The organism is Pseudomonas rhizozeae (assembly GCF_031583775.1).
GTDB lineage: Bacteria > Pseudomonadota > Gammaproteobacteria > Pseudomonadales > Pseudomonadaceae > Aquipseudomonas.
On record NZ_JAVLSB010000064.1, the window covers coordinates 86,516 to 111,681 of the forward strand.

Annotated in this window: 21 protein-coding genes and 3 tRNA genes; 3 read left to right on the forward strand and 21 right to left on the reverse strand. The window is 61.3% G+C overall.

All coding sequences use genetic code 11. From position 1 onward, the window contains the following. The first annotated feature begins 105 nt into the window (after positions 1–105). On the forward strand, positions 106–1,389 hold the full coding sequence (locus tag RG836_RS23010) for an NAD(P)/FAD-dependent oxidoreductase (RefSeq protein ID WP_310849839.1): 1,284 nt from the start codon (positions 106–108) through the stop codon (positions 1,387–1,389). A gap of 230 nt (positions 1,390–1,619) precedes the next feature. On the opposite strand, the gene RG836_RS23015 is transcribed toward RG836_RS23010, so the two are convergent. The 14 genes from RG836_RS23015 to truA all read right to left on the reverse strand — a co-directional run bounded on the left by RG836_RS23015 (position 1,620) and on the right by truA (position 13,455). Next, positions 1,620–3,242 carry an ABC transporter substrate-binding protein gene (locus RG836_RS23015; protein ID WP_310849842.1) on the reverse strand — a complete coding sequence of 541 codons (1,623 nt, stop codon included), beginning with the start codon at positions 3,240–3,242 and terminating at the stop codon, positions 1,620–1,622. A 95-nt stretch (positions 3,243–3,337) separates the two neighbouring features. Further along, the gene (gene msrA / locus RG836_RS23020) at positions 3,338–3,787 is read right to left on the reverse strand and encodes a peptide-methionine (S)-S-oxide reductase MsrA (RefSeq protein WP_310849843.1); all 450 of its coding nucleotides are present in this window, start codon (positions 3,785–3,787) and stop codon (positions 3,338–3,340) included. A gap of 368 nt (positions 3,788–4,155) precedes the next feature. Further along, positions 4,156–4,232: transfer RNA gene (locus RG836_RS23025), tRNA-Asp, on the reverse strand. 95 nt (positions 4,233–4,327) lie between these two features. Next, positions 4,328–4,404: transfer RNA gene (locus RG836_RS23030), tRNA-Asp, on the reverse strand. A 51-nt stretch (positions 4,405–4,455) separates the two neighbouring features. Beyond that, positions 4,456–4,531: transfer RNA gene (locus tag RG836_RS23035), tRNA-Val, on the reverse strand. 78 nt (positions 4,532–4,609) lie between these two features. Further along, entirely contained in the window at positions 4,610–5,386 is a 777-nt protein-coding gene (locus RG836_RS23040) for an SDR family oxidoreductase (RefSeq protein WP_310849844.1), read from the reverse strand. Further along, complete coding sequence (locus RG836_RS23045) at positions 5,383–6,594, reverse strand: O-succinylhomoserine sulfhydrylase (RefSeq protein WP_310849845.1); 1,212 nt, start codon at positions 6,592–6,594, stop codon at positions 5,383–5,385. Before RG836_RS23045 ends, RG836_RS23040 begins: the two co-directional genes overlap by 4 nt. A 77-nt stretch (positions 6,595–6,671) precedes the next feature. After that, positions 6,672–8,177: an amidophosphoribosyltransferase gene (gene purF / locus RG836_RS23050; RefSeq protein WP_310849847.1), complete on the reverse strand. Its 1,506-nt coding sequence runs from the start codon at positions 8,175–8,177 to the stop codon at positions 6,672–6,674. Between the two features lie 41 nt (positions 8,178–8,218). Beyond that, positions 8,219–8,779: a CvpA family protein gene (locus RG836_RS23055; RefSeq protein ID WP_310849849.1), complete on the reverse strand. Its 561-nt coding sequence runs from the start codon at positions 8,777–8,779 to the stop codon at positions 8,219–8,221. Between the two features lie 98 nt (positions 8,780–8,877). Further along, positions 8,878–9,543 (reverse strand): SPOR domain-containing protein, encoded by a 666-nt coding sequence (locus RG836_RS23060; RefSeq protein WP_310849850.1) that lies wholly within the window; start codon positions 9,541–9,543, stop codon positions 8,878–8,880. After that, on the reverse strand, positions 9,527–10,834 hold the full coding sequence (gene folC / locus RG836_RS23065) for a bifunctional tetrahydrofolate synthase/dihydrofolate synthase (protein ID WP_310849852.1): 1,308 nt from the start codon (positions 10,832–10,834) through the stop codon (positions 9,527–9,529). The genes RG836_RS23060 and folC overlap by 17 nt, the downstream gene beginning before the upstream one ends. After that, positions 10,831–11,751 (reverse strand): acetyl-CoA carboxylase, carboxyltransferase subunit beta, encoded by a 921-nt coding sequence (gene accD / locus RG836_RS23070; RefSeq protein ID WP_310849854.1) that lies wholly within the window; start codon positions 11,749–11,751, stop codon positions 10,831–10,833. Before accD ends, folC begins: the two co-directional genes overlap by 4 nt. Positions 11,752–11,936: 185 nt before the next feature. Next, positions 11,937–12,566: a phosphoribosylanthranilate isomerase gene (locus RG836_RS23075; protein WP_310849855.1), complete on the reverse strand. Its 630-nt coding sequence runs from the start codon at positions 12,564–12,566 to the stop codon at positions 11,937–11,939. A 64-nt stretch (positions 12,567–12,630) separates the two neighbouring features. Further along, on the reverse strand, positions 12,631–13,455 hold the full coding sequence (gene truA, locus RG836_RS23080) for a tRNA pseudouridine(38-40) synthase TruA (protein ID WP_310849957.1): 825 nt from the start codon (positions 13,453–13,455) through the stop codon (positions 12,631–12,633). A 186-nt stretch (positions 13,456–13,641) separates the two neighbouring features. On the opposite strand from truA, the gene RG836_RS23085 reads away from it, so the two are divergent. Then, positions 13,642–14,301: a M24 family metallopeptidase gene (locus tag RG836_RS23085; protein WP_310849856.1), complete on the forward strand. Its 660-nt coding sequence runs from the start codon at positions 13,642–13,644 to the stop codon at positions 14,299–14,301. Positions 14,302–14,510: 209 nt separating this feature from the next. On the opposite strand, the gene RG836_RS23090 is transcribed toward RG836_RS23085, so the two are convergent. The 7 genes from RG836_RS23090 to leuC all read right to left on the reverse strand — a co-directional run bounded on the left by RG836_RS23090 (position 14,511) and on the right by leuC (position 24,078). After that, the gene (locus tag RG836_RS23090) at positions 14,511–17,168 is read right to left on the reverse strand and encodes a FimV/HubP family polar landmark protein (RefSeq protein WP_310849857.1); all 2,658 of its coding nucleotides are present in this window, start codon (positions 17,166–17,168) and stop codon (positions 14,511–14,513) included. A 208-nt stretch (positions 17,169–17,376) separates the two neighbouring features. Further along, complete coding sequence (locus RG836_RS23095) at positions 17,377–18,387, reverse strand: aspartate-semialdehyde dehydrogenase (RefSeq protein ID WP_310849859.1); 1,011 nt, start codon at positions 18,385–18,387, stop codon at positions 17,377–17,379. A 350-nt stretch (positions 18,388–18,737) separates the two neighbouring features. Next, entirely contained in the window at positions 18,738–19,850 is a 1,113-nt protein-coding gene (gene asd / locus RG836_RS23100; protein ID WP_310849860.1) for an aspartate-semialdehyde dehydrogenase, read from the reverse strand. A 68-nt stretch (positions 19,851–19,918) separates the two neighbouring features. Next, the gene (gene leuB, locus RG836_RS23105; RefSeq protein WP_310849862.1) at positions 19,919–21,001 is read right to left on the reverse strand and encodes a 3-isopropylmalate dehydrogenase; all 1,083 of its coding nucleotides are present in this window, start codon (positions 20,999–21,001) and stop codon (positions 19,919–19,921) included. A gap of 64 nt (positions 21,002–21,065) precedes the next feature. Next, positions 21,066–21,833, reverse strand: coding sequence for a class I SAM-dependent methyltransferase (locus RG836_RS23110; RefSeq protein ID WP_310849864.1), 768 nt, complete (start codon positions 21,831–21,833; stop codon positions 21,066–21,068). 171 nt (positions 21,834–22,004) lie between these two features. Continuing rightward, positions 22,005–22,649 carry a 3-isopropylmalate dehydratase small subunit gene (leuD, locus tag RG836_RS23115; RefSeq protein WP_310849865.1) on the reverse strand — a complete coding sequence of 215 codons (645 nt, stop codon included), beginning with the start codon at positions 22,647–22,649 and terminating at the stop codon, positions 22,005–22,007. A 10-nt stretch (positions 22,650–22,659) separates the two neighbouring features. Further along, entirely contained in the window at positions 22,660–24,078 is a 1,419-nt protein-coding gene (leuC, locus tag RG836_RS23120; RefSeq protein ID WP_310849866.1) for a 3-isopropylmalate dehydratase large subunit, read from the reverse strand. A gap of 147 nt (positions 24,079–24,225) precedes the next feature. On the opposite strand from leuC, the gene RG836_RS23125 reads away from it, so the two are divergent. Then, a complete protein-coding gene (locus RG836_RS23125) occupies positions 24,226–25,110 on the forward strand; it encodes a LysR family transcriptional regulator (RefSeq protein WP_310849868.1) in 885 nt (294 codons plus the stop codon). The last annotated feature ends 56 nt before the right edge of the window (positions 25,111–25,166 follow it).

Below are 25,166 nucleotides of genomic sequence, written 5' to 3' on the forward strand. Positions count from 1 at the left end.
TATTTAATTGCGTTGGCGGGCCGGAAAATCCGGCTGGCTGGCGGAGGATTTTTTTCTCGGGTAGGATCGGCGCACTCGTAAAATATATTAAACAGAGGCTGCAGGATGGCGAACACTCCCTACCCCGAATCCTATTACGCCGCGTCCGCCAATGCGGTGCCGCCGCGCCCGGCACTGCAAGACGACGTCGAGACCGATGTCTGCGTGATCGGCGCGGGCTACACCGGGCTGTCGTCGGCACTGTTCCTGCTGGAAAGCGGCTTTCGCGTCACCGTGCTAGAAGCGGCCAAGGTCGGCTTTGGCGCGTCAGGGCGCAATGGCGGGCAAATCGTTAACAGCTACAGCCGTGACATCGACGTGATCGAGCGCAGCGTCGGCCCCAGGCAGGCGCAGCTGTTGGGGCAGATGGCGTTCGAGGGCGGCCGGATCATTCGCGAGCGAGTCGCCAAGTACAACATCCAGTGCGACCTGAAGGACGGCGGCGTGTTTGCCGCGATCACTCCCAAGCAAATGGGTCATCTCGAATCCCAAAAACGCTTGTGGGAACGCTTCGGCCACACGCAACTGGAGCTGCTGGACCAGCAGCGCGTCCGCGAGGTCGTGGCGTGCGACCAGTACGTCGGCGGCATGCTCGACATGAGCGGCGGGCACATTCATCCGCTCAACCTGGCCCTCGGTGAGGCCGCTGCCGTCGAGTCCTTGGGCGGCACTATTTATGAGCAATCGCCGGCGGTGCGCATCGAGCGCGGTGCCAATCCGGTGGTGCACACGCCTCAGGGCAAGGTCAGGGCCAAGTTCATCATCGTTGCCGGCAACGCCTACCTCGGTAATTTGGTGCCGGAACTGGCGGCCAAGTCGATGCCGTGCGGCACGCAAGTGATCACTACCGAACCCTTGGGTGAAGAACTAGCGAAGGCGTTGTTGCCTCAGGACTATTGCGTCGAAGACTGCAACTACTTGCTCGACTACTACCGACTGACCAGCGACAAGCGCCTTATCTTCGGCGGTGGCGTGGTTTACGGCGCTCGGGACCCGGCGAACATCGAAGCGATCATTCGCCCGAAAATGCTCAAGGCCTTTCCACAACTCAAGGACGTAAAGATTGATTACGCCTGGACCGGAAATTTCCTGCTGACTCTGTCGCGTCTCCCGCAGGTCGGGCGCCTCGGCGACAACATTTATTACTCCCAGGGTTGCAGCGGCCATGGCGTTACCTACACGCACCTGGCTGGCAAGGTGCTGGCCGAGGCACTACGGGGCCAGGCCCAGCGCTTCGATGCGTTTGCCGACTTGCCACATTACCCCTTCCCCGGCGGGCAACTGTTGCGCACGCCGTTCGCGGCCTTGGGCGCTTGGTATTACGGGCTGCGAGACAAGTTGGGTTACTGACCGCTAAACGTAACAAGCGCCACATCCCGTGTTCCACTTTTAAGGGCAGAACGCGCCGAAGAAGTTGCGCGCGTTTATCGACTGTCTCAAGACGGAGCTCCAATCGCCCCCCCCCTTGTCTGGAGCCGACCGACAACCAGGCCGGCGCCCATAAACGTCAGCGCCCGGCCCTATCCGCTGCCATCAGTGCGCACGGGGCTCAGCCGGTAGTGGATCCGCGCGCAACGCTGTTACTTGAGGCCGACGCCATAAAACGAGCTGTAGCCGGACGGACTGATCTTGTAGCCATCCACGGCTTTACTCAGCGGCTGGAAGATTGTCGAGTGAGCGATCGGCGTGATCGGCACCGCGTCTTTGAGCACATGCTGCGCCCGCTGGTACAGCTCGACGCGTTTGCCATGATCGGCGGTCGCCTTGGCTTCTTTGATCAGCGCGTCATAAGTTGGGTCGCACCATTTCGAATAGTTGTTGCCTTCCAGCGCGTCGCAACCAAACAGCGTTCCCAGCCAATTGTCTGGGTCGCCGTTGTCGCCACTCCATCCAATTAGAATTGCTCCGTTTTCACCTTGCTTGGCGCGCTTGTTGTACTCGCCCCATTCATAACTGACGATCTTCGCTTTGATACCGATTTTCGCCCAATCCGCCTGGATCATCTCCGCCATCAATTTAGCGTTGGGGTTGTAGGGACGCTGCACCGGCATTGCCCACAAGGTGATCTCCGTGCCATCGGCAACCCCGGCCTCCTTGAGCAATTGCCTGGCTTTTTCGATGTCTCGTGGAGCATCGGCGATGCTGGTGTCGTACGACCACTGGGTCGGCGGCATTGCGTTCACCGCCAGTTGCCCAGCCCCTTCGTACACGGCGTCGATGATGTTCTGTTTGTTGATCGCCATGTCCAGCGCCTGACGCACTTTCAACTGCGCCATCGGATTGGCTTCGTCGTGACCCTTGATCTTGGGCAGCGTGTTGTACGCCAGGTAGCCGATGTTGAAACCGGCCTGACTCGGCAGGTTCAGGTTCTTGTCCGCACGCAACGCCGCCAGATCCGCCGGTCGCGGGTAATAGCTGACCTGGCATTCATTCTTGGCCAACTTCTGCACACGCACCGATGGGTTCGGGGTAATGGCAAAAATCAGGTTATCCAGGCGCACGTCGTCCGGCTTCCAGTAATCCTTATTGCCGGTGAAGCGAATGTTTGAGTCTTTCTGGTAACTCTTGAACACAAACGGCCCGGTGCCGATCGGTTTTTGATTGAGGTCGGACGGCTTGCCTTCCTTCAGCAACTTCGCGGCATACTCCGCCGACTGAATTGACGCAAAACTCATCGCCATGTCTTGGGCGAACGCGGCGTCGACAGTCTTCAAGTGGAACTGGACGGTGTAGTCGTCAACTTTGTTGACCGCGGTGATGTTGCTGTCCAGGCCCATGTCAGTGAAGTATGGGAATTCAGTCGGGTAGGCTTTGCGAAACGGATCGTCCTTGTTGAGCATGCGGTTAAACGTGAATAGCACATCGTCCGCATTGAAATCACGGGTCGGAGTGAACCAGGGCGTGGTGTGAAACTTCACACCTTTGCGCAAGTGGAACGTGTAGGTGTGTACGTCGGGCGACACATCCCAACTCGTCGCCAAGCCTTCTACCAAAGAGGTGCCGCCACGCTCAAACTGAGTCAAGCGATTGAAGATGGTTTCGGCCGACGCATCGAAATCGGTGCCAGTGGTGTATTGCCCTGGATCAAACCCTGCCGGGCTGCCCTCCGAGCAATAAACCAAAGTCGACGCCGCCTGCGCGAAAGGCGCGACACACAATAACGCAGTACTTAACAGAGAAGAAACAACGGTGGTTTTAATCATAGTGATAGTGTTGCTCTGATGATTAGAGGGGCGAACGGCGGCGCGCCCTGTAAGTTCCATTACCGAGCCGCGTGACGTTACGAATAGTTAGAAAACTAGAGCGAGCAACTGGTCTTGCCGTGTTTCTCCAGATAACGCTGTTGATCTTCGCTCGCCCACTCCACCGCACCCAACTCAAGAATGTGGGTCACCACGGGCTTGCTGTAGCGGCCCGACTCGGTCAGCGCCTGCTTGGCCTGCCTCGCCACCACCTGCTGTTCGGCGTCGTGCACGAAGATCGCTGAACGGTACTTGGTGCCGCTGTCAGCCCCCTGCCGGTCAATTGATGTCGGATTGTGCAGCCCCCAGAAATGCTCGACCAGTTCAGGGTAAGGCAAGCGAGCCGCGTCGAACTCAATCTGCACCACTTCGATCTGCACGCTGTCATCACCGGCGGCCGAGGCGAAACCGACGCGGGTATCGACCACCCCCTCGATCGCCCGAAATGCATGCTCGGCACCCCAGAAACACCCTGCACCGAACGTCGCCTTTTTTGTTGTACTCATTAATACCCGCCTCCGTTATTGAATGACGCCCGCCCGGGCTAACTTATCGGTCGTCCGAACATGGCAAACAGGGAGTATGCGGATATTTAAATAACAGCCAAAAGATTTTAAACAACTAACCTTATGACATGTATCTCACTGTATCTAACCGAGATATAGATACTTGTAGATACATAGATCAGTCATTTACAGACGCACAGACAGCAGATAAGAGAGCGCATTTAAATGCACTATCAGCTCAGATGATTAAATGATCAAATCGCAGAAACAAAAAACCCCGGCCTTTCGACCAGGGTCTTTGCTATCGGATCAAAGCAGCTTTCGCTTGCTTCGTGCTTCAAGGCGTTCAGTGGGCCTTGAGGCAGATATGGCGCAGCGGACGGGACTCGAACCCGCGACCCCCGGCGTGACAGGCCGGTATTCTAACCGACTGAACTACCGCTGCGTATCGCTCAGACTTGCGTCTGTGTGAACCTTTGTCGGATTGAAGCACCTTGCGGTTTTTCAATCTCAGGCCGGTCGCAACCGATCTGGAAAATATGGCGCAGCGGACGGGACTCGAACCCGCGACCCCCGGCGTGACAGGCCGGTATTCTAACCGACTGAACTACCGCTGCGCGTCGGTGGATGCTTTTCAGCTTCCTTCCTGCTTTCGCAAGACTCAAAAATGGTGGGTGATGACGGGATCGAACCGCCGACATTCTGCTTGTAAGGCAGACGCTCTCCCAGCTGAGCTAATCACCCTTTGCATCTCTGAGGCCGCGAAATTTACGCAGGTACCGAAGCTAAGTCAATAGCAGGATTGAAGTTTTTTCAGAACGGCTAATCGCGGTAGATCATCTTCTTGGTCATGCCGCCGTCGACCACGAACTCTTGGCCTGTGACGAAACCGGCATTGCGCGACAGCAGCCAGGCCACCATCGCCGCCACGTCCTCCACCGTCCCTACCCTGCCCGCCGGATGCTGCGCGTGATCGGCATCCGTCAGCGGCTCGGCACGCCGTGACGCCGGGTCGCGGGCGTCGATCCAGCCGGGGCTGACGGCGTTGACGCGGATCTCCGGACCGAGGCTGATGGCCAAGGCGTGGGTCAAGGCCAACAGCCCACCCTTGCTCGCCGCATAGGCCTCGGTGTCAGGTTCGGACTGTCCGGCACGTGTCGAGGCCAGGTTGACGATCGCTCCGTTGTGCGCGCGCAGATACGGCGCACAGTGCTTGGCCAGCAGCATCGGCCCACCCAGGTTCACCGCCAGCACGCGGTTCCAGTGCTTGAGCTCGAGGCTTTCCAGAGTGATGTTGTGCGGATCGGCGACCGCAGCGTTGCACACCAGCGCATCAAGACGGCCGAATTGACCCAGCACCTCGGCAACGCCGGTGGCGACCTGGGACTCGTCCGCCACGTCCATGGTGATGAACCAGGCATTGTCGCCCAAGACCTTGGCCACTTTCGAACCGCGCTCACGATCCAGGTCGGTCAACACCACTTGCCATCCTTCACAGATCAGCCAGGCCGCGATCCCAAGGCCGATGCCGCGTGCAGCACCGGTTACCAGGGCAACGCGACCGTTAAGGCCAACGCCAGGCGTGGACAACTCGATCACAAGGCTGCCAGCCCGCGCGCCAGGTCCGCTTGCAGGTCGGCCACATCTTCCAGGCCGACCGCGACGCGGATCAGGCTGTCACGAATCCCCGCTGCCTCACGCTCCGCCGGCGCCAGACGGCCGTGGGAGGTGGTGCTCGGATGGGTGATGGTGGTTTTGCTGTCACCCAGGTTGGCGGTGATGGAGATCAACCGGGTTGCATCGATAAAGCGCCAGGCGCCCTCCTTGCCACCCTTGACCTCGAAGCTGACCACGGCGCCAAAACCTTTCTGCTGCCGCTGGGCCAACTCGTACTGCGGGTGGCTCTTGAGGCCGGCGTAATGCACTTTTTCGATACCGTCCTGCTGCTCCAGCCATTCGGCCAGTGCCTGGGCATTGGCGCAATGCGCCTTCATCCGCAGGTTGAGGGTTTCCAGGCCCTTGAGGAAAATCCAGGCATTGAACGGGCTGAGGGTCGGCCCGGCGGTGCGCAGGAAACCGACGATCTCTTTCATCTGCTCGCTGCGACCAGCCACCACGCCGCCCATACAACGTCCCTGGCCGTCGATGAACTTGGTGGCCGAATGCACCACTACGTCGGCGCCGAGCTTCAGCGGTTGTTGCAGCGCCGGTGTGCAGAAGCAGTTATCGACCACCAGCATCGCGCCTTTGGCGTGAGCAATTTGCGCCAGAGCGGCGATATCAACCAATTCCGCCAGCGGATTGGATGGCGATTCGACGAACAGCAACTTGGTGTTGGGCTTGATGGCGGCGTCCCAGCCGGACAATTCGGCCAACGGCACGTAATCGACTTCGACGCCGAAGCGCTTGAAGTACTTCTCGAACAGACTGATGGTCGAGCCAAACACGCTACGCGACACCAGCACGTGGTCGCCGGCACTGCACAGGCTCATCACCACTGCCATGATCGCCGCCATGCCAGTGGCGGTCGCCACGGCCTGCTCGGCGCCTTCCAGCGCGGCAATACGCTCTTCGAACGAGCGCACGGTCGGGTTGGTGTAACGCGAATAAACGTTGCCCGGCACGTCACCGGCAAAGCGCGCGGCAGCGTCGGCGGCGGTGCGGAACACGTAGCTGGAAGTGAAGAACATCGGGTCACCGTGTTCGCCTTCCGGCGTGCGGTGCTGACCGGCGCGGACGGCCAGGGTATCGAACGCTACGCCTTCGAGGTCGCTGTCCAGCCGACCGGCATCCCAATCCTGACTCATGCTGTCACTCCTTGCGCGGCTCCCGCTGCCGGGAGCCTTGGTAGATACAAAACCGGCCCCTCAGGGCCGGTGGAAACTCAGTTGTTGTACAGATCGATGATCGCACTGACCGCCTGGGTCTTGACCTTGGAGGCATCGTTGCGCGCCTGCTCGATCTTGTTCAGGTAGACATCATCGATATCGCCGGTGACGTACTGACCATCAAACACCGCGCAGTCGAAGCTGTCGATCTTGATCTTGCCGCCGCCGACCGCTTCGATCAAGTCCGGCAGGTCTTGATAGATCAGCCAGTCGGCGCCGATCAGGTCGGCCACGTCCTGGGTGCTGCGGTTGTGCGCGATCAACTCGTGCGCGCTCGGCATGTCGATGCCGTACACGTTCGGGTAACGCACGGCCGGGGCTGCGGAACAGAAGTAGACGTTTTTCGCGCCAGCTTCACGGGCCATCTGGATGATCTGCTTGCAGGTGGTGCCACGGACGATCGAGTCGTCCACCAGCATCACGTTCTTGCCGCGGAATTCCAGTTCGATAGCGTTGAGCTTCTGGCGCACGGATTTTTTCCGCGCGGCCTGGCCCGGCATGATGAAGGTCCTGCCGATGTAACGGTTCTTGACGAAGCCTTCGCGGAACTTCACGCCCAGATGGTTCGCCAATTCCAGCGCGGCGGTGCGGCTGGTGTCCGGGATCGGGATGACCACGTCGATGTCGTGCTCAGGACGCTCACGCAGGATCTTGTCGGCGAGTTTCTCGCCCATGCGCAGACGCGCCTTGTACACCGACACGCCGTCCATGATCGAGTCGGGACGCGCCAGGTACACGTGTTCGAAAATGCACGGGGTGAGCGACGGGTTGGTCGCGCACTGGCGGGTGTGCAGCTTGCCGTCTTCGGTGATGTAGACCGCTTCGCCCGGTGCCAGGTCGCGGATCAGGGTGAAACCCAATACGTCCAGGGCCACGCTTTCGGAAGCGATCATGTACTCCACGCCTTCGTCGGTGTGACGCTGGCCGAACACGATCGGGCGAATACCGTGCGGATCGCGGAAACCGACGATGCCGTAGCCGGTCACCATCGCCACGACCGCGTAGCCACCGACGCAACGGTTGTGCACGTCAGTCACGGCGGCGAACACGTCTTCTTCAGTAGGCTGCAACTTGCCGCGCTGGGCCAGTTCGTGGGCGAACACGTTGAGCAGCACTTCCGAATCGGAGTTGGTGTTGACGTGGCGCAGGTCAGATTCGTAAATCTCCTTGGCCAGTTGTTCAACGTTGGTCAGGTTGCCGTTGTGCGCCAGGGTGATGCCGTACGGCGAGTTGACGTAGAACGGCTGAGCCTCGGCCGATGTCGAGCTGCCGGCGGTTGGGTAACGGACGTGGCCGATTCCCATGTGGCCGACCAGGCGCTGCATGTGACGCTGATGGAACACGTCACGCACCAGGCCATTGTCCTTGCGCAGAAACAACCGGCCATCATGGCTGGTCACGATCCCGGCAGCGTCCTGGCCGCGGTGCTGGAGCACGGTTAGCGCGTCATACAGCGCCTGATTGACGTTCGACTTACCGACGATACCGACGATGCCACACATGCGACGCAACCCCTACTTTATGGATCTGAACTGAACACGACTCACTGCGGCGTTTTGGCTGCGGGCAAGAGGTGCTCCTTGAACGGAATTTCAGCGGGTACGCTGATTCCGCTGGCAAGCCACTGACTGCTCCACCCCAGGATCAGGTTTTTGGACCAGTCTGCGACCAATAAAAACTTCGGCACGAGTTGTGATTCTTTCCACCACCCGTCCTGCTGTACCGGCCCCAGGCTCAACAGCCCGACCGCCACGACCACCAGCAACACGCCACGGGCGGCGCCAAAGGCCATGCCGAGGAATCGATCGGTCCCGGACAACCCGGTGACGCGAACCAATTCGCCGATAAGATAATTGATCATTGCGCCCACGATCAGTGTGGCGACAAACATGATGGCACAGCCCGCGATCACGCGAGCCGATGGGGTTTCGATGTATCCGGTGAGGTACTCGGACAATGAACCACCGAACATCCAGGCGACGACTCCTGCGATGATCCAGGTCACCAGCGACAATGCTTCTTTTACGAAGCCGCGGCTCAGACTGATCAAAGCGGAGATGGCGATGATTGCAACGATCGCCCAGTCAACCCAGGTAAATGGCACAGTGCAGCCTACAGACGGATAAGGCGGCGCATTTTAGCAGAGCCCATGACTATCGGTAAGCTGCGATTGTGTGTGCATTTCAAATCGGGGCGATAGTTTTAGCCGCGCTCTGGTTGGAAACGCACGACGAAACCCTTGAGCTTCTGCTGGCGGTCCAGCAAGTCACGCAGTCGATCGGCTTCCGCGCGCTCGATCAGCGGCCCGACGAACACCCGATTCTTGCCATCGCCGGAGCGGATGTAGGCGTTGTAGCCCTGGCTGCGCAGGTTTTTCTGCAAGGCCTCGGCGCTTTCGCGGCTCGACAGGCTGGCCAGTTGCACCGACCAACTGACCGACAGGCCATTAGCGTCGACACGGCTTTGCGCGGTGTCCGGTTTGCTGGTGGCTGGCGCTGGCACAATCGGCTGCGACGGCGGAGTCTTGGGCACCACTGGCGCAATCGGCTTGGCCGCCGGGACAGGTGCAGGTGCTGGCGCTGGCGCAGGAGCGGCCGGCGCTATCGACGTCGATGGTGCGGCCTGTTGCACCACCTCATCATCGCTTGGCACCGGTTCCTGCGGCAGCGCCTGAGGTTCCGGCACCGCCACGGGCTCGACCTGCACCGGCGGCACCGAAGGCGCCTGCGGTGTGACCGGGGCTTCGACCGTGATCTGCCGCTGTTCATCCTGACGGGAAAACAGCATCGGCAGGAAAATCACCGCCAGGGCCACCAATACCAACGCACCTACCATGCGCTGCTTGTATGCCTTATCCAGCAAAGCCATTTGCCGCTTCCTCCGTGGAGCGCCGGGCCAACCAGTCGAGGGCCTCGGCAACACAAAAAAATGATCCGAACAACAGAATTTCGTCGTCGCCGGTCGCTGCGGCGCACTGCCCGTCGAGGGCGGCCGCCACGCTGTCGTAGGACGTCACCGACGCGCCAAGGTTCTGCAACGCCTTGTGCAAATCCGCCACGGGCCGCGCGCGCGGTGAATCCAGTGGCGCCACCGCCCAATGCTGGACACTAGCATTTAGTTCGCCGACCACACCGTCCAGATCCTTGTCGGCCAGTAAACCGAACACCGCCAGACGCTTGCCAATCGGTGGCCGACTGGCCAGACGCCGCGCCAGGTACTGCGCGGCATGCGGGTTATGCCCAACGTCCAGCAACACATTCAGGCGCTTGCCTTGCCAGGTGAAGGTGCGCCGATCAAGACGGCCGACCACTCGAGTGGCGTTCAAGGCCTCGACAATCTGCGCGTCATCCCACGGCAAACCGACCAGCCGATAGGCCTGCAAGGCCAGCGCGGCGTTTTCCATCGGCAGATCCAACAACGGCAGATTGCGCAGCTCGACCGCTCCGCCCTGCCCGTCGACACCGCGCCAGTGCCAAGTGTCGGTACCGATGTTCAGGTCGAAGTCGCGGCCACGCAGCAATAGCGGACAGGCCAGCTCTTGAGCCTTGTCCAGCAAGGGTTGCGGAGGATCGAGGTCGCCACACAACGCCGGCGCGCCCTGGCGGAAAATCCCGGCCTTTTCGTAAGCCACGGATTCGCGGGTATCGCCCAGGTAATCGGCGTGATCCACACCGATGCTGGTGACCAGCGCCATGTCGGCGTCGACCACGTTGACCGTATCAAGACGCCCACCCAGTCCGACTTCCAGCACCACGGCGTCGAGACTCGACTGTTGAAACAGCCAGAAGGCCGCCAGGGTGCCCATTTCGAAATACGTCAACGTGGTGTCGCCGCGACCCGCTTCGACAGCGGCAAAGGCCTCGCACAGTGCCGCATCGGTGGCTTCGACGCCGTTGACCTGCACCCGCTCGTTGTAACGCAGCAAGTGCGGAGAGTTGTAGACACCGACGTTCAGGCCCTGCGCGCGTAGCAATGACGCCACGAATGCGCAGGTCGAGCCCTTGCCGTTGGTGCCGGTGACCGTGATCACCCGAGGCGCCGGCTTACCCAGGCCCATGCGCGACGCTACCTGTTGCGAACGCTCCAGCCCCATGTCGATGGCCGAAGGATGCAACTGCTCAAGGTAGGCGAGCCACTCGCCCAGGGTGCGTGGGGTCATAGGTCCGCAGGTACCGGCGGAACCACGATGGGTTCGATCGGCGCGGCGACGAACTTCGGCGTCGGCAAGCCCATCATCTGCGCCAGCAGGTTACCCAGGCGCGGGCGCAGTTCCTGGCGGTGGATGATCATGTCGATCGCGCCGTGTTCCAGCAGGAATTCACTGCGCTGGAAGCCTTCCGGCAGTTTTTCACGCACGGTTTGCTCGATCACGCGCGGGCCGGCAAAGCCGATCAACGCTTTCGGTTCGCCAACGATCACGTCGCCGAGCATCGCCAGGCTGGCAGACACGCCGCCGTACACCGGGTCGGTCAGCACCGAAATAAACGGGATGCCTTCTTCACGCAGACGCGCCAGCACCGCGGAGGTTTTGGCCATTTGCATCAGCGAGATCAGTGCTTCCTGCATCCGCGCACCACCGGAGGCGGCAAAGCAAATCATCGGGCATTTGTGTTCCAGGGCGTAGTTGGCGGCGCGCACGAAGCGCTCACCGACGATGGCGCCCATCGAGCCACCCATGAACGAAAATTCGAACGCCGACACCACCACGGGCATACCGAGCAAGGTGCCGCTCATGGAGATCAGCGCGTCTTTCTCGCCAGTCTGCTTCTGCGCAGCGGTCAGGCGATCCTTGTACTTCTTGCCGTCGCGGAATTTCAGGCGATCGACAGGCTCCAGGTCCGCACCCAGTTCGGCACGGCCTTCAGTATCGAGGAAGATGTCGATGCGAGCGCGAGCGCTGATACGCATGTGGTGGTTGCACTTGGGGCAGACGTCCAGGGTCTTTTCCAGCTCAGGACGATAGAGCACCGCCTCGCAGGACGGGCATTTGTGCCACAAACCTTCTGGCACCGAGCTTTTCTTCACCTCGGAACGCATGATCGAAGGGATCAGTTTGTCTACTAACCAGTTGCTCATGCTTTCTTTCTCCAGTACCGGCGGCTCGAACGCTTGAGTTCGCAGCCCCGTGTATGCCCTTGAGCTAAATTCATGTGTGTGGCGATGATTCTTGGCTGGCCGGGTCGGTGAAACTGACCTGCGTACCCGCCAAAAACCCTCAGCCATGCCTGCTTTCGTGCAAGTGAAGGTATGGACGGCGGCAGCTAGCCAGCCGTCACATCACGCACCGCTTTGATAAATGCCTGAATCTTCGCGTGATCCTTGATTCCCTTGCTCGCCTCGACGCCGCCGCTGACGTCCACCGCATACGGCCTAACGCGGGCAATCGCCCCGGCGACGTTTTCCGGCGTCAGGCCGCCGGCAAGGATGATCGGTTTGCTCAACCCTTGCGGTATCAGTGACCAGTCGAACGCTTCGCCGGTTCCGCCGGGCACTCCTTCGACATACGTGTCCAGCAAAATGCCGCTGGCGCTCGGGAAAGCCGCGCACGCCGCAGCGATATCGTCACCGGCCTTGACCCGCACAGCCTTGATGTACGGACGGTGCCAGCCTTCGCAATCGTCGACGCTTTCATCGCCATGGAACTGCAACAGGTCCAGGGGCACGGCGTCGAGCAATTCACCCAACTCGCAACGGCTGACGTTGACGAACAAACCGACGGTGGTCACGAACGGTGGCAACGCCTGGATAATCGCGCGCGCCTGCTGGAACGTCACCGCCCGCGGGCTCTTGGCGTAAAACACAAATCCGATGGCATCGGCCCCGGCCTCGACCGCCGCCAACGCATCCTCTATGCGGGTAATCCCACAAATTTTGCTGCGAACGGCTGACATGTCGTTGAAAACTCCCAGGCCAATCCGAGAAAGTCCCGGATGGTAACAAATGCGTTCGAGGGCGTCAGCCGTCAAGTTCGGCGAACCCGGTGAGGAAGTGCGGCCCGATGTAACGTTCGGGCAGCGGGAATTCGTCGCGGTACTCGACCTGCACCAGATACAAGCCGAACGGATGCGCCGTGACCCCACCGGTGCGCCGGATGCGGCTTTCCAGTACCTCTTTCATCCATTCCACCGGACGCTCTCCCGCACCGATGGTCATCAGCACGCCGGCGATATTGCGCACCATGTGATGCAGGAACGCACTGGCGCGGATATCCAGCACGATCATCTTGCCGTGGCGACTCACGCGCAGGTGATGCAGTTCCTTGATCGGCGATTTGGCCTGGCATTGTCCGGCGCGAAACGCACTGAAGTCATGGGTGCCGACCAGATACTGCGCGGCCTCAGCCATGCGCTCGACGTCCAGCGGGCGGTGGTTCCAGGTGATTTCCTGATTGAGGTGCGCTGGACGGATCTGGTCGTTGTAGATCACGTAGCGGTAGCGCCGGGCGATGGCCTTGAAGCGCGCGTGAAAATGCGCCGGCATCACCTGCGCCCACGTGACGCTGACGTCATGCGGCAAATTGATGTTGGCGCCCATCACCCAGGCTTTCATCGAGCGTTCGACCTGGGTGTCGAAGTGCACCACTTGCCCGCAGGCATGCACGCCGGCGTCGGTCCGCCCGGCGCACTGCAGCGAGACCGGCGAATCGGCAACTTTCGACAAGGCGTTTTCGAGAGTTTCCTGCACGGTGAGCACGCCAGACGCCTGGCGCTGCCAGCCGCGATAGCGCGAGCCTTTGTATTCGACGCCCAGCGCAATGCGGTAAAAGCCGTCAGCCGCCATTTCGACGGCTGGGTTATCTATATTTGCCAAGGGGTGACAGCCTGCTGATGGTCGCAAAGGCGGGCATTATAAGGCTGCAATCGCGGGACGCCAGTGCCCGCCGTGTTTTCAGTGATTGCATACTGCCAGCCAGTTTGGCTATAAGGTTAGCCACCTATTGAAACCGCTCCACGCCGAGACCTGCCGATGACAATCCTGGAAAAAGAAGCCGTGGGCCTGGCCTACAGCCTCAAAGGCATGCTGCATGCCAAGCAGAAAACCTGGGAAGCCATTGAGGAAATGGCGCGCCGCATCCACCCCGGCATGCGCGAATCCGAAGCCTTAGCCATGAGCTTGGAGGTCCTGAACGAACTGGGCATGGACCGCATCTGGCACCCGTCGAAAATCCGTTTCGGCGCCAACACCCTGAAAACCTTCAAGCAACCCTCCGACGGTGATCCGCTGTTGGCCGACAACGATATTTTCTTTATCGACCTGGGCGTGGTCTGGAACCTCCATGAAGGCGACACCGGTGCCACTTTCACCGTTGGCAACGACCCGCAGATGCAGGCCTGTGCCCTGGCGGCGAAAACCCTGTTTGAGCGGGTGCAGGCACATTGGCGACATCATCAAGTGGCCGGGCGCGAGCTGTACCGCTACGCCGAGGAACAGGCCCGCGCCATGGGCTGGCGCCTGAACCTGGAAATTCGCGGACACCGGGTCAGCGACTTCCCGCACGCCATCTACCGCGCCGGCGACCTCGGCAGTTTCGAGCAATGCCCGAACGTCGGCCTGTGGATCCTGGAAATCCAGATCGCCCACCCTACCCGGCCGTTTGGTGCGTTTTATGAGGATTTGCTGGCCTGAATGCTGGAGCAAAGTGTCTGGTGGCAGTGATGGCCCCATCGCAGGCAAGCCAGCTCCCACAGGTTCTTGTGCCGGACCCAGAATGAGCGGTCAGCCCTGAACCCTGTGGGAGCGGGCTTGCCCGCGAAGGCGAAGGATCAGCCAACGTGGACTGTAAGCTGAAACAAAAACGGCAGCCTCAATGGCTGCCGTTTTTGTTCACTTCACCCTCAAACCAAGCGGGACAACATGTCCTTGGCTTCGCTCTTCTGGCCATCGTCACCTTCGCTGAGCACTTCACCGAGGATGTCGCGGGCGCCGTCGCTATCGCCCATATCGATGTAGGCCTGGGCCAGGTCGAGTTTGGTCGCGACTTCATCGGTGCCCGACAGGAAGTCGAATTCCGGCTCGTCCATCGCGGTGGCGGCAGCGTCTTCGGCGGTGAAGCGTGGCCCGCCAAGGTCGCCGGACATGCGGTCCAGCTCGGCATTGACGTCATCCAGCTCGGCGGTGAACGCATCCGGCTCGCTGGTGGTCGCCACGTCGTCGGCCACGGACAGGTCGAAGTCGGCCGGCAATTCCAGATCGTCCAGCGCCGCTTCATTGATGGTCGGCACGTCTGCGGCGGGCAGATCCCTGAGGTCGTCGTCCAGGTTCAGCAGGAAGTCATCCTCGGCCAGAATGGCCGGTGAAGTTTCTGCACCGAGGTCCATGTCCAGATCGAAGTCCGACAGATCGTCAAGGTTGTCCTTGAGGTCGGTTTGCTGCGCCAGGATCGACTCGAAGCTCAAGTCGTCGTCGGCCGGAAAGGCTTCCAGCTCGCCGTTGGTGTCGGCTATCGGAGGCACCACGGTCGGCGATCCGGCTTCCAGGTCGTCCAGGCTCAGGTCGAATGTGCTGTCGAAATCGTCATCAGTGGTGCTCGGCGCTTGCGGCTCGTCGAGCAGCAGGTCCTTGACGTACTGGGCGTCCAGCTCGGCCGCGACCGCTGCGGCAGCCAGACCACTGACCACGGCCACCGCCATGGCCGGGAAGCGCGCCTTGAGCTTCTCGACCTGGGCGTAGTTTTCACCGTTGGCCACCAACTGCCGCTCCTGGCCGACGAAGGCATCGCGGTCGCCCTGCTGACCGTAGACTTCCATCAGCTTGAGGCGCAAATCGCTGCGTTGCGGTTCGTACTTGATGCCCTCTTCCAGCAGCGCAGCGGCCTGGTTTAGACGGCCCTGGTCGATGTGCGACTGGGCTTTGGGCAGTACATCGTCAAACGCATCGGCGGCCGGTGACACCAGTGGCGCAGCGATTGGCGGAGTGACCACCACTGGCGCAATCACCGGCGCCGGAGCAGGCGCGGGTGCCGGAGCCGGGGCTGCCGCCGCGGGTGTGAGTTTCACCGCTGGCGGCGGCACTTCGAGGCCTTCGAAGCTGCTGTCCGGCAGGTCCTGATCGGTGGTGAAGGTTTGTTCTTCCGCCAATGCGCGAGCCATGCGCAGGTGTTTCTCGGCTTCCTGCTGGGCTTTGCGGCGACGGGCCAACAGCAATAGCAACAGCAGCAGAATGACCGCGCCGCCGCCGATCAGCCCCATCAGCACCGGGTTGGTCAGCAGGTCATTGAATTTCCGTTCATCGCTGGCCGACGCGACAGGCTCGGCGACTGGTGTGACGGCCGGGGTGGCCGGTGCCGCCTCAGTGGGTGCGGCAGGTGTGATGGGCGCTTCGCCGGCAGGCGTTGCGGGAGTGGCTGGATTGGCAGGCGTGGCGACCAGTTCCGCGGGCATGGCTGGCGTCGGCGCGGTGTCTGCCGGCAAAGGGGCGCCGCCGTTTTCAGCCTGCAGCTTGGCGAGCTGGTTGTTCTTGAGTTCGATCAGGCGCTGCAGTTTATCCAGTTGGCTCTGCAGGTCGGCCATGCGACTTTTCAGCTCAGCATTGTCGCGACGGGTGGTGTCCAGGCTTTCCTGGGTCACCGCCAATTTGTTGCTCAAGGCTTTGCTGTCGCCAGCCGCGCCCTTGCCTGCCTTGCCGGCTTCGGCGGAGACCAGGCTCAGATTGTCCTTGGCCGCACCCGGCGCCGGGGCCTGCTGACGCGGACGGTTGGTGGCGTCGAGTTGCTGCTGGCCGGCGCCCTGCTTGGCGACGTACTTACGGCCCTGGCGCCATGCGGTGTTTTGCGCGGCGACTTCAGCGATGGCCTGGGGTTGCGGCAGGCTGGCGCTCTGCACTGCGTCCGGGAGGCGCAGCACCTGGCCGGTTTTCAGACGGTTGATGTTGCCATCGATAAAGGCATCCGGGTTCAGCGCCTGGATCGCCAGCATGGTTTGCTGCACCGAGGCACCGTTGCGCGCCTTGGCGGCGATTTCCCACAACGTATCGCGCGCCGTGGTGGTGTATTGGCTGGCCTGGCTGGCGCCGGTGACCGGTGCCGAGACTGCAGCACCCGTTGCGGCATTGCCAGGGGCCGGCTGCGCGGCGGCGTCGGCGGTTTGTGGCGAGAATTTGGAGGGGTCGAGCAGCACGCTGTAGTCGCGCAGCAAGCGGCCATTGGGCCACATCACCTGGACCAGGAATTTCACCATCGGCTCGGACAGCGGCTTACTCGACGTGACCCGCAGGATGCTCTTGCCGTTGGCGTTGATTACCGGGGTGAAGCTCAAGTCATTGAGGAACGCCTGGCGGTCGACACCGGCCTTGGCGAAATCATCGGGCGAGGCCAGGCTCGGCACCACTTCGGCGGCGGTCAGTTCCTTGACATCAAGCAACTCGATTTCCGCCACCAGCGGCTGGTTCAGGGTCGACTTCAGGGTCAGTTCCCCGAGCCCGAGGGCATGCGCCATACCGGAGGACAGCGCCGAGGCGGCCGCTATTGCTAACACCAGTTTGCGAACTTGAACCATAGCCTCATCCTTTGTTTGAGCGTTCCTCGGCCAGCGAGAAGGTGTTGATGATCGCTGCCGTAAGGCATTGCGCGCGGTCCCGGCGGGGTGTCGCGTGCGATTATTTCTTTCATGCCCCAGGAAGCCCCGGAGGGTGGCTCGCCTTCAGCACTCCGGCCAAGCATAGCGCTCGCCTAGAATCAGTCGACAAATTGTTGCCAAGTATCTTTTACAGCAGGTCTTTTATCAACAATTCAGCCACCTGCACAGCATTGAGCGCAGCGCCCTTGCGTACGTTATCTGACGTCAGCCACATATTTAGTTCCGCCGGGTCGTCGATGCCGCCGCGTACACGACCGACGTACACCACGTCCTGCCCCACTGCATCGCCCACCGGCGTCGGGTAATCGCCCGCCTCCACCAGCTCAATACCCGGTGCCGCTTCCAGCGCCGCGTTGATCTTCGCCAGGTCAATGTCAGTGGCTGACTGCAAGGTCACGCTAAGGCTATCGCCAAAAAACACCGGGGCTTGAATGCAAGTTACGGAAATCTTTAGCAAAGGTTTGTCGATCACCTGGCGCACCTCGCGCACCAGCCGTTTTTCCAGCAGCGTGTGGCCCTGCTCGTCTGGTGTGCCGACTTGCGCCAGCAGGTTGAAGGCCATTTGCCGATCAAAGAATTGCGGCTCCAGCGGCCGCACGTTGAGCAACTCGGCGGTCTGCCGCGCCAGCTCAGACACGGCTTCGCGGCCCTGGGCTGACACCGCCAGGCTGGCGGTCAGGCTGACCCGCTGCAGGTCGAGCAATTCCAGCAAGGGTGCCAGCACCACGGCCAACGTGGTCGCGCTCGGGCTCGGGCTGCTGACCTGAAACGGGCGCTTGAGGCCGGCAAGCACTTGGCCGTTGGCCTCCGGCACCACGTGCGGGGCCTGCTCCGCTGGCAAGGCGCCGGACAAGTCGATCAGCGAGCAGCCGGCGGCGATGGCACGGGGTGCGAAGCTCAGGGTCACCGCCGGGCCGGCGGCGAAGAACACCAGTTGGACTTTGCTGAAGTCGAACTCATCCACTTCCCGCACTCGCACGTTCTTGCCGCGAAACGGCACCGAATGCCCGGCGGATTCGCTGCTGGCCAGTAGATGCAGATCAGAAACGGGGAAGTCGCGTTCTTCAAGAATCTGCACCAGCGTTTCGCCGACAGTACCGGTGGCGCCGATCACGGCAATGGCAAAGGACTGGCTCATGGGTGTACCTCAGGCGAAACGGGGGGAGCGGCACTTTACCGGGTGGGTGGCGGGCAGGCAATTGACCTGAGGTTTGCAGTGGCAGGGCTGACCCCATCGCTGGCAAGCCAGCTCCCACAGGTTTTTTCGGTGTACAGAGATTGAATGATCACCGCTGGCCCCTGTGGGAGTTGGCTTGCCAGCTCCAGCAAGGTTCAGGGTCGTATGCAAATTTCACAGACACCCTGGCAACCTGTGGGAGCTGGCTTGCCAGCGATTAAGGCTTATAAATCGACACATGACTCGCAGGCACACCCAATAAAAAACCCGCACCTCTTTCAAGGCACGGGTTCTTCCACATCACCGAGCAATCAACGTTCCAGCAGGATCCGCAGCATGCGACGCAGCGGTTCGGCCGCGCCCCACAGCAACTGGTCGCCGACGGTGAAGGCGCCAACGAACTGCGAGCCCATGTTCAGCTTGCGCAAGCGGCCAACCGGTACGTTCAGGGTGCCGGTGACCTTGGTCGGGCTCAGCTCCTGCATGCTGATGTCGCGGTTGTTCGGCACCAACTTGACCCATGGGTTGTGTTGGCTGATCAGCCCTTCGATGTCGGCGATCGGCACGTCTTTGTTGAGCTTGATGGTCAGCGCCTGGCTGTGGCAGCGCATGGCACCGATGCGCACGCAGATGCCGTCGACCGGGATCGGGTTCTTGAAGCGACCGAGGATTTTGTTGGTCTCGGCCTGGGCCTTCCATTCTTCGCGGCTCTGGCCGTTAGGCAGTTCCTTGTCAATCCACGGGATCAGGCTGCCGGCCAGCGGCACACCGAAGTTTTCGGTCGGGTAGGCGTCGCTGCGCATGGCTTCGGCCACGCGGCGGTCGATGTCGAGGATCGCGCTGGCCGGATCGGCCAGTTGATCGGCGACGGCCGCGTGGGTCGCGCCCATTTGCTTGATCAGCTCACGCATGTTCTGCGCGCCGGCACCCGAGGCCGCCTGATAGGTCATGGCGCTCATCCACTCCACCAGGCCAGCCTCGAACAGGCCGCCCAGGCCCATCAGCATCAGGCTGACGGTGCAGTTGCCGCCGATGTAGTTCTTGGTGCCGGCGTCCAGTTGCTGGTCGATGACCTTGCGGTTGACCGGGTCCAGCACGATCACGGCGTCGTCCTGCATGCGCAGGCTGGACGCGGCGTCGATCCAGTAACCCTGCCAGCCGGCTTCGCGCAGCTTGGGGAAAACTTCGCTGGTGTAGTCGCCGCCCTGGCAGGTCAGAATCACGTCAAGGGTTTTCAGCTCTTCAATGCTGTAGGCGTCCTTGAGCGGAGCAATGTCCTTGCCCACGGACGGGCCTTGGCCACCGACATTGGAAGTGGTGAAAAACACCGGCTCAATAAGATCGAAATCCTGCTCTTCCAGCATCCGCTGCATGAGCACGGAACCGACCATACCGCGCCAACCGATCAGACCTACACGTTTCATCGCAACTACACCTTCTTGAAAAGTGGGCCGCTGCTTTCATGGGTGAAAGTGGCAGCGGGCCCGAGAGATTACAGATTCCGCAGCGCGGCGACTACTGCGTCGCCCATTTCCTGCGTACCGACTTTGGTGCAACCGGCAGACCAGATATCGCCGGTGCGCAAGCCTTGGTCGAGCACCCGGCTCACGGCCTGTTCGATGGCATCGGCGGCAGCCTGCTGGTTGAAGCTGTAACGCAGCATCATCGACACCGACAGAATGGTCGCCAATGGGTTGGCAATGCCCTGGCCTGCGATGTCTGGCGCCGAACCGTGGCACGGCTCGTACATGCCCTTGTTCTGGGTGTCCAGCGAGGCCGACGGCAGCATGCCGATGGAACCGGTGAGCATCGATGCCTGGTCGGACAGGATGTCGCCGAACATATTGTCGGTGACGATCACGTCGAACTGCTTCGGTGCGCGGACCAGCTGCATGGCGGCGTTGTCGACGTACATGTGGCTGAGTTCGACTTCAGGGTAATCCTTGGCCACTTGCTCGACCACTTCGCGCCACAACTGGCTGGACGCCAGGACGTTGGCCTTGTCCACCGAACACAGCTTCTTGCCGCGAACCATGGCCATGTCGAAGCCGACCCGGGCGATACGGCGGATTTCGCTTTCGCTGTACGGCAGGGTGTCGTAGGACTGGCGCTCGCCGTTTTCCAGGGTGCGGGTGCCGCGTGGCGCGCCGAAGTAGATACCGCCGGTCAGTTCACGGACGATCAGGATGTCCAGGCCGGAGACGATCTCCGGTTTCAGGCTGGAAGCGTCGGCCAGTTGCGGGTAAAGAATCGCCGGACGCAAGTTGCCGAACAGACCCAGTTGCGCGCGGATTTTCAGCAGGCCGCGCTCAGGGCGGATATCCCGCTCGATGGTGTCCCATTTCGGGCCGCCCACCGCGCCCAGCAGCACGGCATCAGCGGCGCGGGCACGTTCCAGGGTTTCGTCAGCCAGCGGCACGCCATGTTTGTCGATGGCGGCGCCACCGATCACGTCGTGACTCAGTTCGAAGCCCAGGCTGTACTTGTCGTTGGCCAGCTCCAGGACCTTGACCGCTTCGGTCATGATTTCCGGGCCAATACCGTCGCCTGGGAGAATCAGAATCTGCTTGCTCATGCGTTCCTCGTGTCATCAGTCGGCGCGCCCGTGGGCCCACCCGGAAAATTTTATCGTTAACAGACTACTTCTCAGCCCACAGCACCAGCACATCGGTGCTGAACGAGCCGTCGGCGTCAATTTCGAAATACTCGCGCACTTCGTTGCCCATCGCCTGCTGCAACTGGCGGATCGCCGCGCGCATCACTTCGGGGGTACGCATGCGTTCCACCCAGGAGTTGTACTCCAGACGCAAGCGCTGGCGCGTGGTGCTGCGGGTGTGCAACCCGGCCTCGCTGACCTGGCGCAGCCACTCGGCGGCAGAATAATCGCGCACGTGGCTGGTGTCGCGCAGCACTTCGACGCTTTGCAGGTAGGTGTCGAACAGTGGACTGCCCGGCGACAGTACGTCGATAAACGCCGCCACGCCACCCGGTTTCAACACCCGGCGCACTTCCCGCAGGGCCAGGTCCAGGTCGCTCCAGTGGTGCGCGGAATAGCGGCTGAAAACGAAGTCGAACTCACCCTCGGCGAACGGCAGGCGCTCGGCGGCACCGTTGACCGTGGTCACGTTGCTCAAACCGCGATCCACCGCCGCGGCGGCGACCACGTCGAGCATCTGTTGCGACAGGTCGTAGGCCACCACTTCCTTGACCAGCCCGGCCACCTGAAAACTTACATGCCCGGCGCCACACCCCAGGTCCAGCACCCGCGCAGCGCCCTGCCCGGCCAGCTCAGCCTGTAGCAGCGCGAACTCGGTGCCTTGAGCGTGCACGGCACTGCTCAGGTAGGCCGAAGCCTGTTCGCCGAATTGCTTTTGGACCACTTGAGTGTGCTGGGCGGTGCTGGTCATGGGGACTTCCTTTTTTGGAGTGAGTCTTGTGTTGTTGCTTATGCCGCCATCGCTGGCAGCCAGCTCCCACAGTGGTTTGTAGTGCCCACGAGAAATGGATTCCACGCGAATCCTGTGGGAGCTGGCTTGCCAGCGATGGGGCCGGCCCTGCCTACACACATTCGAAATCAGTCAGGCATCACGAAACAACCAAGGCTGGCTCGCCCGGTGTTTGCTTTCAAAGCTCGCGATCGCCTCGTGGTCCATCAAGGTCAGGCCGATGTCGTCGAGGCCATTGAGCAGGCAGTGCTTGCGGAACGCGTCGATCTCAAAGCCCAGCACCTTGCCGTCGGGACGGGTGACGGTCTGCGCCTGCAAGTCGATCTGCAACTGATAGCCCGGATCGGCTTCCACTTGCTTGAACAACTCATCAACGTCGGCGTCGCTCAAAATGATCGGCAGCAAACCGTTCTTGAAGCTGTTGTTGAAGAAGATGTCGGCGTAGCTCGGCGCGATGATGCTGCGGAAACCGTACTCTTCCAGGGCCCACGGCGCGTGCTCGCGGCTGGAACCGCAGCCGAAGTTCTCACGGGCCAGCAACACGCTGGCGCCTTGGTAACGCTCGGCGTTGAGCACGAAGTCCTTGTTCAGCGGGCGCTTGGAGTTGTCCTGATACGGCTGCCCGACGTCCAGGTAACGCCACTCGTCGAACAGGTTCGGGCCGAAACCGGTGCGCTTGATCGACTTCAAGAACTGCTTGGGAATGATCTGATCGGTGTCGACGTTGGCACGATCCAAAGGCGCGACAAGACCGGTGTGCTGGGTAAAAGCTTTCATGCTGCGCTCCTTAGATCAATTCACGGACGTCGACGAAACGACCGTTCACCGCGGCGGCGGCGGCCATCGCAGGGCTCACCAGGTGGGTACGCCCCCCGGCACCCTGGCGGCCTTCGAAGTTGCGGTTCGAGGTCGAGGCGCAATGTTCGCCAGACTCCAAACGGTCCGGGTTCATCGCCAGGCACATCGAGCAACCCGGCTCGCGCCATTCGAAACCGGCCTCAAGGAAGATTTTGTCCAGGCCTTCGGATTCGGCCTGGGCCTTCACCAGACCCGAGCCCGGCACCACGATGGCTTGCTTGATGGTCGAGGCGACTTTGCGGCCCTTGGCAATCACCGCCGCGGCGCGCAAGTCTTCGATCCGCGAGTTGGTGCAGGAACCGATAAACACCCGGTCCAACTGGATGTCGGTGATCGCCTGATTGGCGGTCAAGCCCATGTACTTCAGCGCACGTTCGATCGAGCCGCGTTTGACCAAGTCCATTTCCTTGGCCGGGTCCGGCACGTTTTGATCAACCGCCAAGACCATTTCGGGCGACGTGCCCCAACTGACTTGCGGCTTGATCCGGGTGGCGTCGAGTTCGACGACGGTGTCGAACACCGCGTCCTGGTCTGACACCAGATCTTTCCAGGCTTCGACAGCCAAGTCCCACTCCGCGCCTTTCGGGGCGAACGGGCGACCTTTGACATAGGCCACGGTTTTCTCGTCCGCCGCCACCAGGCCCACGCGGGCGCCGGCTTCGATGGACATGTTGCAGATGGTCATGCGGCCTTCGACGGACAGGTCGCGAATCGCGCTGCCCGCGAACTCAATGGCGTGGCCATTACCGCCGGCGGTGCCGATCTTGCCGATCACCGCGAGGACGATGTCCTTGGCCGTCACGCCGAACGGCAGTTTGCCCTCGACGCTGACCAGCATGTTCTTCATTTTCTTGGCGACCAGGCACTGGGTGGCGAGCACATGCTCGACCTCAGAGGTGCCGATGCCATGGGCCAAGGCACCGAAAGCACCGTGGGTCGAGGTATGCGAATCGCCGCAGACCACGGTCATGCCCGGCAAGGTGGCGCCCTGCTCCGGGCCGATGACATGGACGATGCCCTGGCGCACGTCATTCATCTTGAACTCGACGATGCCGTATTCGTCACAGTTGTCATCAAGGGTCTGGACCTGCAAACGCGAGACCTGATCGGCGATGGCTTCGATGCCGCCCTTGCGCTCAGGGGTGGTCGGTACGTTGTGGTCCGGGGTGGCGATGTTGGCATCGATGCGCCAAGGCTTGCGCCCGGCGAGGCGCAAACCTTCGAAGGCTTGCGGCGAAGTCACTTCGTGGATGATGTGACGATCGATATAGATCAGCGCCGAGCCATCGTCGCGCTGTTTGACCAAATGCGAATCCCAGAGCTTGTCGTAGAGCGTTTTGCCGGCCATCAGACGGTTCCTCATCAGCTTGTTTCTATGCCCTGGGTCTTGAACGGTTCAATAACCCCTTGGCTTGTGAGGCTGATCCTATGGGGTTACATTGAATAACTCAAATTCATATTTTTCATGCTTTGAATAACCAACTGGAATAGCACCGTGGATCTGGCCAACCTGAATGCCTTTATTGCCATCGCCGAGACTGGCAGCTTCTCCGGCGCCGGAGAACGCTTGCACCTGACGCAACCGGCGATCAGCAAACGCATTGCCGGCCTGGAGCAGCAGTTGAACGTGCGGCTGTTCGATCGCCTGGGCCGTGAAGTCGGCCTGACCGAAGCGGGCCGGGCCTTGCTGCCACGGGCTTACCAGATTCTCAACGTGTTGGACGACACCCGCCGCGCACTGACCAACCTGACCGGCGAAGTCAGCGGCCGATTGACCCTGGCAACCAGTCATCACATCGGCCTGCACCGCTTGCCCCCGCTGTTGCGCGAGTTCACCCGGCGTTATCCCGAGGTGGCGCTGGACATTCAGTTTCTCGATTCGGAAGTGGCCTACGAAGAAATCCTCCATGGCCGCGCCGAGCTGGCAGTGATCACCTTGGCGCCGGAGCCGCACACCTTGGTCAAAGCCATGCCGGTGTGGGACGACCCGCTGGATTTTGTGGTCGCGCCGGAACATGCACTGCTCAGCCAAGGGCCGGTCAGCCTGGCGGACGTCGCCCGCCACCCGGCGGTTTTCCCCGGCGGCAACACCTTTACCCACTACATCGTCCAGCGGCTGTTCGAGGCTCAAGGCCTGACGCCGAACATCGCCATGAGCACCAATTACCTGGAGACCATCAAGATGATGGTCTCGATAGGCCTGGCCTGGAGCGTGTTGCCGCGCACCATGCTCGATGATCAAGTGGCGCGTATCCCTTTGCCGGGCATACAGCTCACTCGCCAGCTAGGCTATATCGTGCACACCGAACGGACGCTGTCGAATGCTGCACGGGCTTTCATGGCCTTACTGGATGCACAAGTCGATCTGCCAGGGACATAAGGCAAAGTTGTGCTACTCCTATAAAGCCGCGAATCCTGTGCCTCACGCCCAATTCA

What these genes read in the sequence shown, in the direction of transcription:
- RG836_RS23095 (WP_310849859.1), bottom strand. Translation starts at nt 18,387, where the DNA reads ATGAGCCAGTCCTTTGCCATTGCCGTGATCGGCGCCACCGGTACTGTC.
- asd (WP_310849860.1), bottom strand. Translation starts at nt 19,850, where the DNA reads ATGAAACGTGTAGGTCTGATCGGTTGGCGCGGTATGGTCGGTTCCGTG.
- purF (WP_310849847.1), bottom strand. Translation starts at nt 8,177, where the DNA reads ATGTGTGGCATCGTCGGTATCGTCGGTAAGTCGAACGTCAATCAGGCG.
- msrA (WP_310849843.1), bottom strand. Translation starts at nt 3,787, where the DNA reads ATGAGTACAACAAAAAAGGCGACGTTCGGTGCAGGGTGTTTCTGGGGT.
- RG836_RS23085 (WP_310849856.1), top strand. Translation starts at nt 13,642, where the DNA reads ATGACAATCCTGGAAAAAGAAGCCGTGGGCCTGGCCTACAGCCTCAAA.
- RG836_RS23090 (WP_310849857.1), bottom strand. Translation starts at nt 17,168, where the DNA reads ATGGTTCAAGTTCGCAAACTGGTGTTAGCAATAGCGGCCGCCTCGGCG.
- RG836_RS23110 (WP_310849864.1), bottom strand. Translation starts at nt 21,833, where the DNA reads ATGACCAGCACCGCCCAGCACACTCAAGTGGTCCAAAAGCAATTCGGC.
- RG836_RS23015 (WP_310849842.1), bottom strand. Translation starts at nt 3,242, where the DNA reads ATGATTAAAACCACCGTTGTTTCTTCTCTGTTAAGTACTGCGTTATTG.
- RG836_RS23075 (WP_310849855.1), bottom strand. Translation starts at nt 12,566, where the DNA reads ATGTCAGCCGTTCGCAGCAAAATTTGTGGGATTACCCGCATAGAGGAT.
- accD (WP_310849854.1), bottom strand. Translation starts at nt 11,751, where the DNA reads ATGAGCAACTGGTTAGTAGACAAACTGATCCCTTCGATCATGCGTTCC.
- RG836_RS23045 (WP_310849845.1), bottom strand. Translation starts at nt 6,594, where the DNA reads ATGAGTCAGGATTGGGATGCCGGTCGGCTGGACAGCGACCTCGAAGGC.
- RG836_RS23060 (WP_310849850.1), bottom strand. Translation starts at nt 9,543, where the DNA reads ATGGCTTTGCTGGATAAGGCATACAAGCAGCGCATGGTAGGTGCGTTG.
- leuC (WP_310849866.1), bottom strand. Translation starts at nt 24,078, where the DNA reads ATGGCCGGCAAAACGCTCTACGACAAGCTCTGGGATTCGCATTTGGTC.
- leuD (WP_310849865.1), bottom strand. Translation starts at nt 22,649, where the DNA reads ATGAAAGCTTTTACCCAGCACACCGGTCTTGTCGCGCCTTTGGATCGT.
- folC (WP_310849852.1), bottom strand. Translation starts at nt 10,834, where the DNA reads ATGACCCCACGCACCCTGGGCGAGTGGCTCGCCTACCTTGAGCAGTTG.
- leuB (WP_310849862.1), bottom strand. Translation starts at nt 21,001, where the DNA reads ATGAGCAAGCAGATTCTGATTCTCCCAGGCGACGGTATTGGCCCGGAA.
- truA (WP_310849957.1), bottom strand. Translation starts at nt 13,455, where the DNA reads ATGGCGGCTGACGGCTTTTACCGCATTGCGCTGGGCGTCGAATACAAA.
- RG836_RS23010 (WP_310849839.1), top strand. Translation starts at nt 106, where the DNA reads ATGGCGAACACTCCCTACCCCGAATCCTATTACGCCGCGTCCGCCAAT.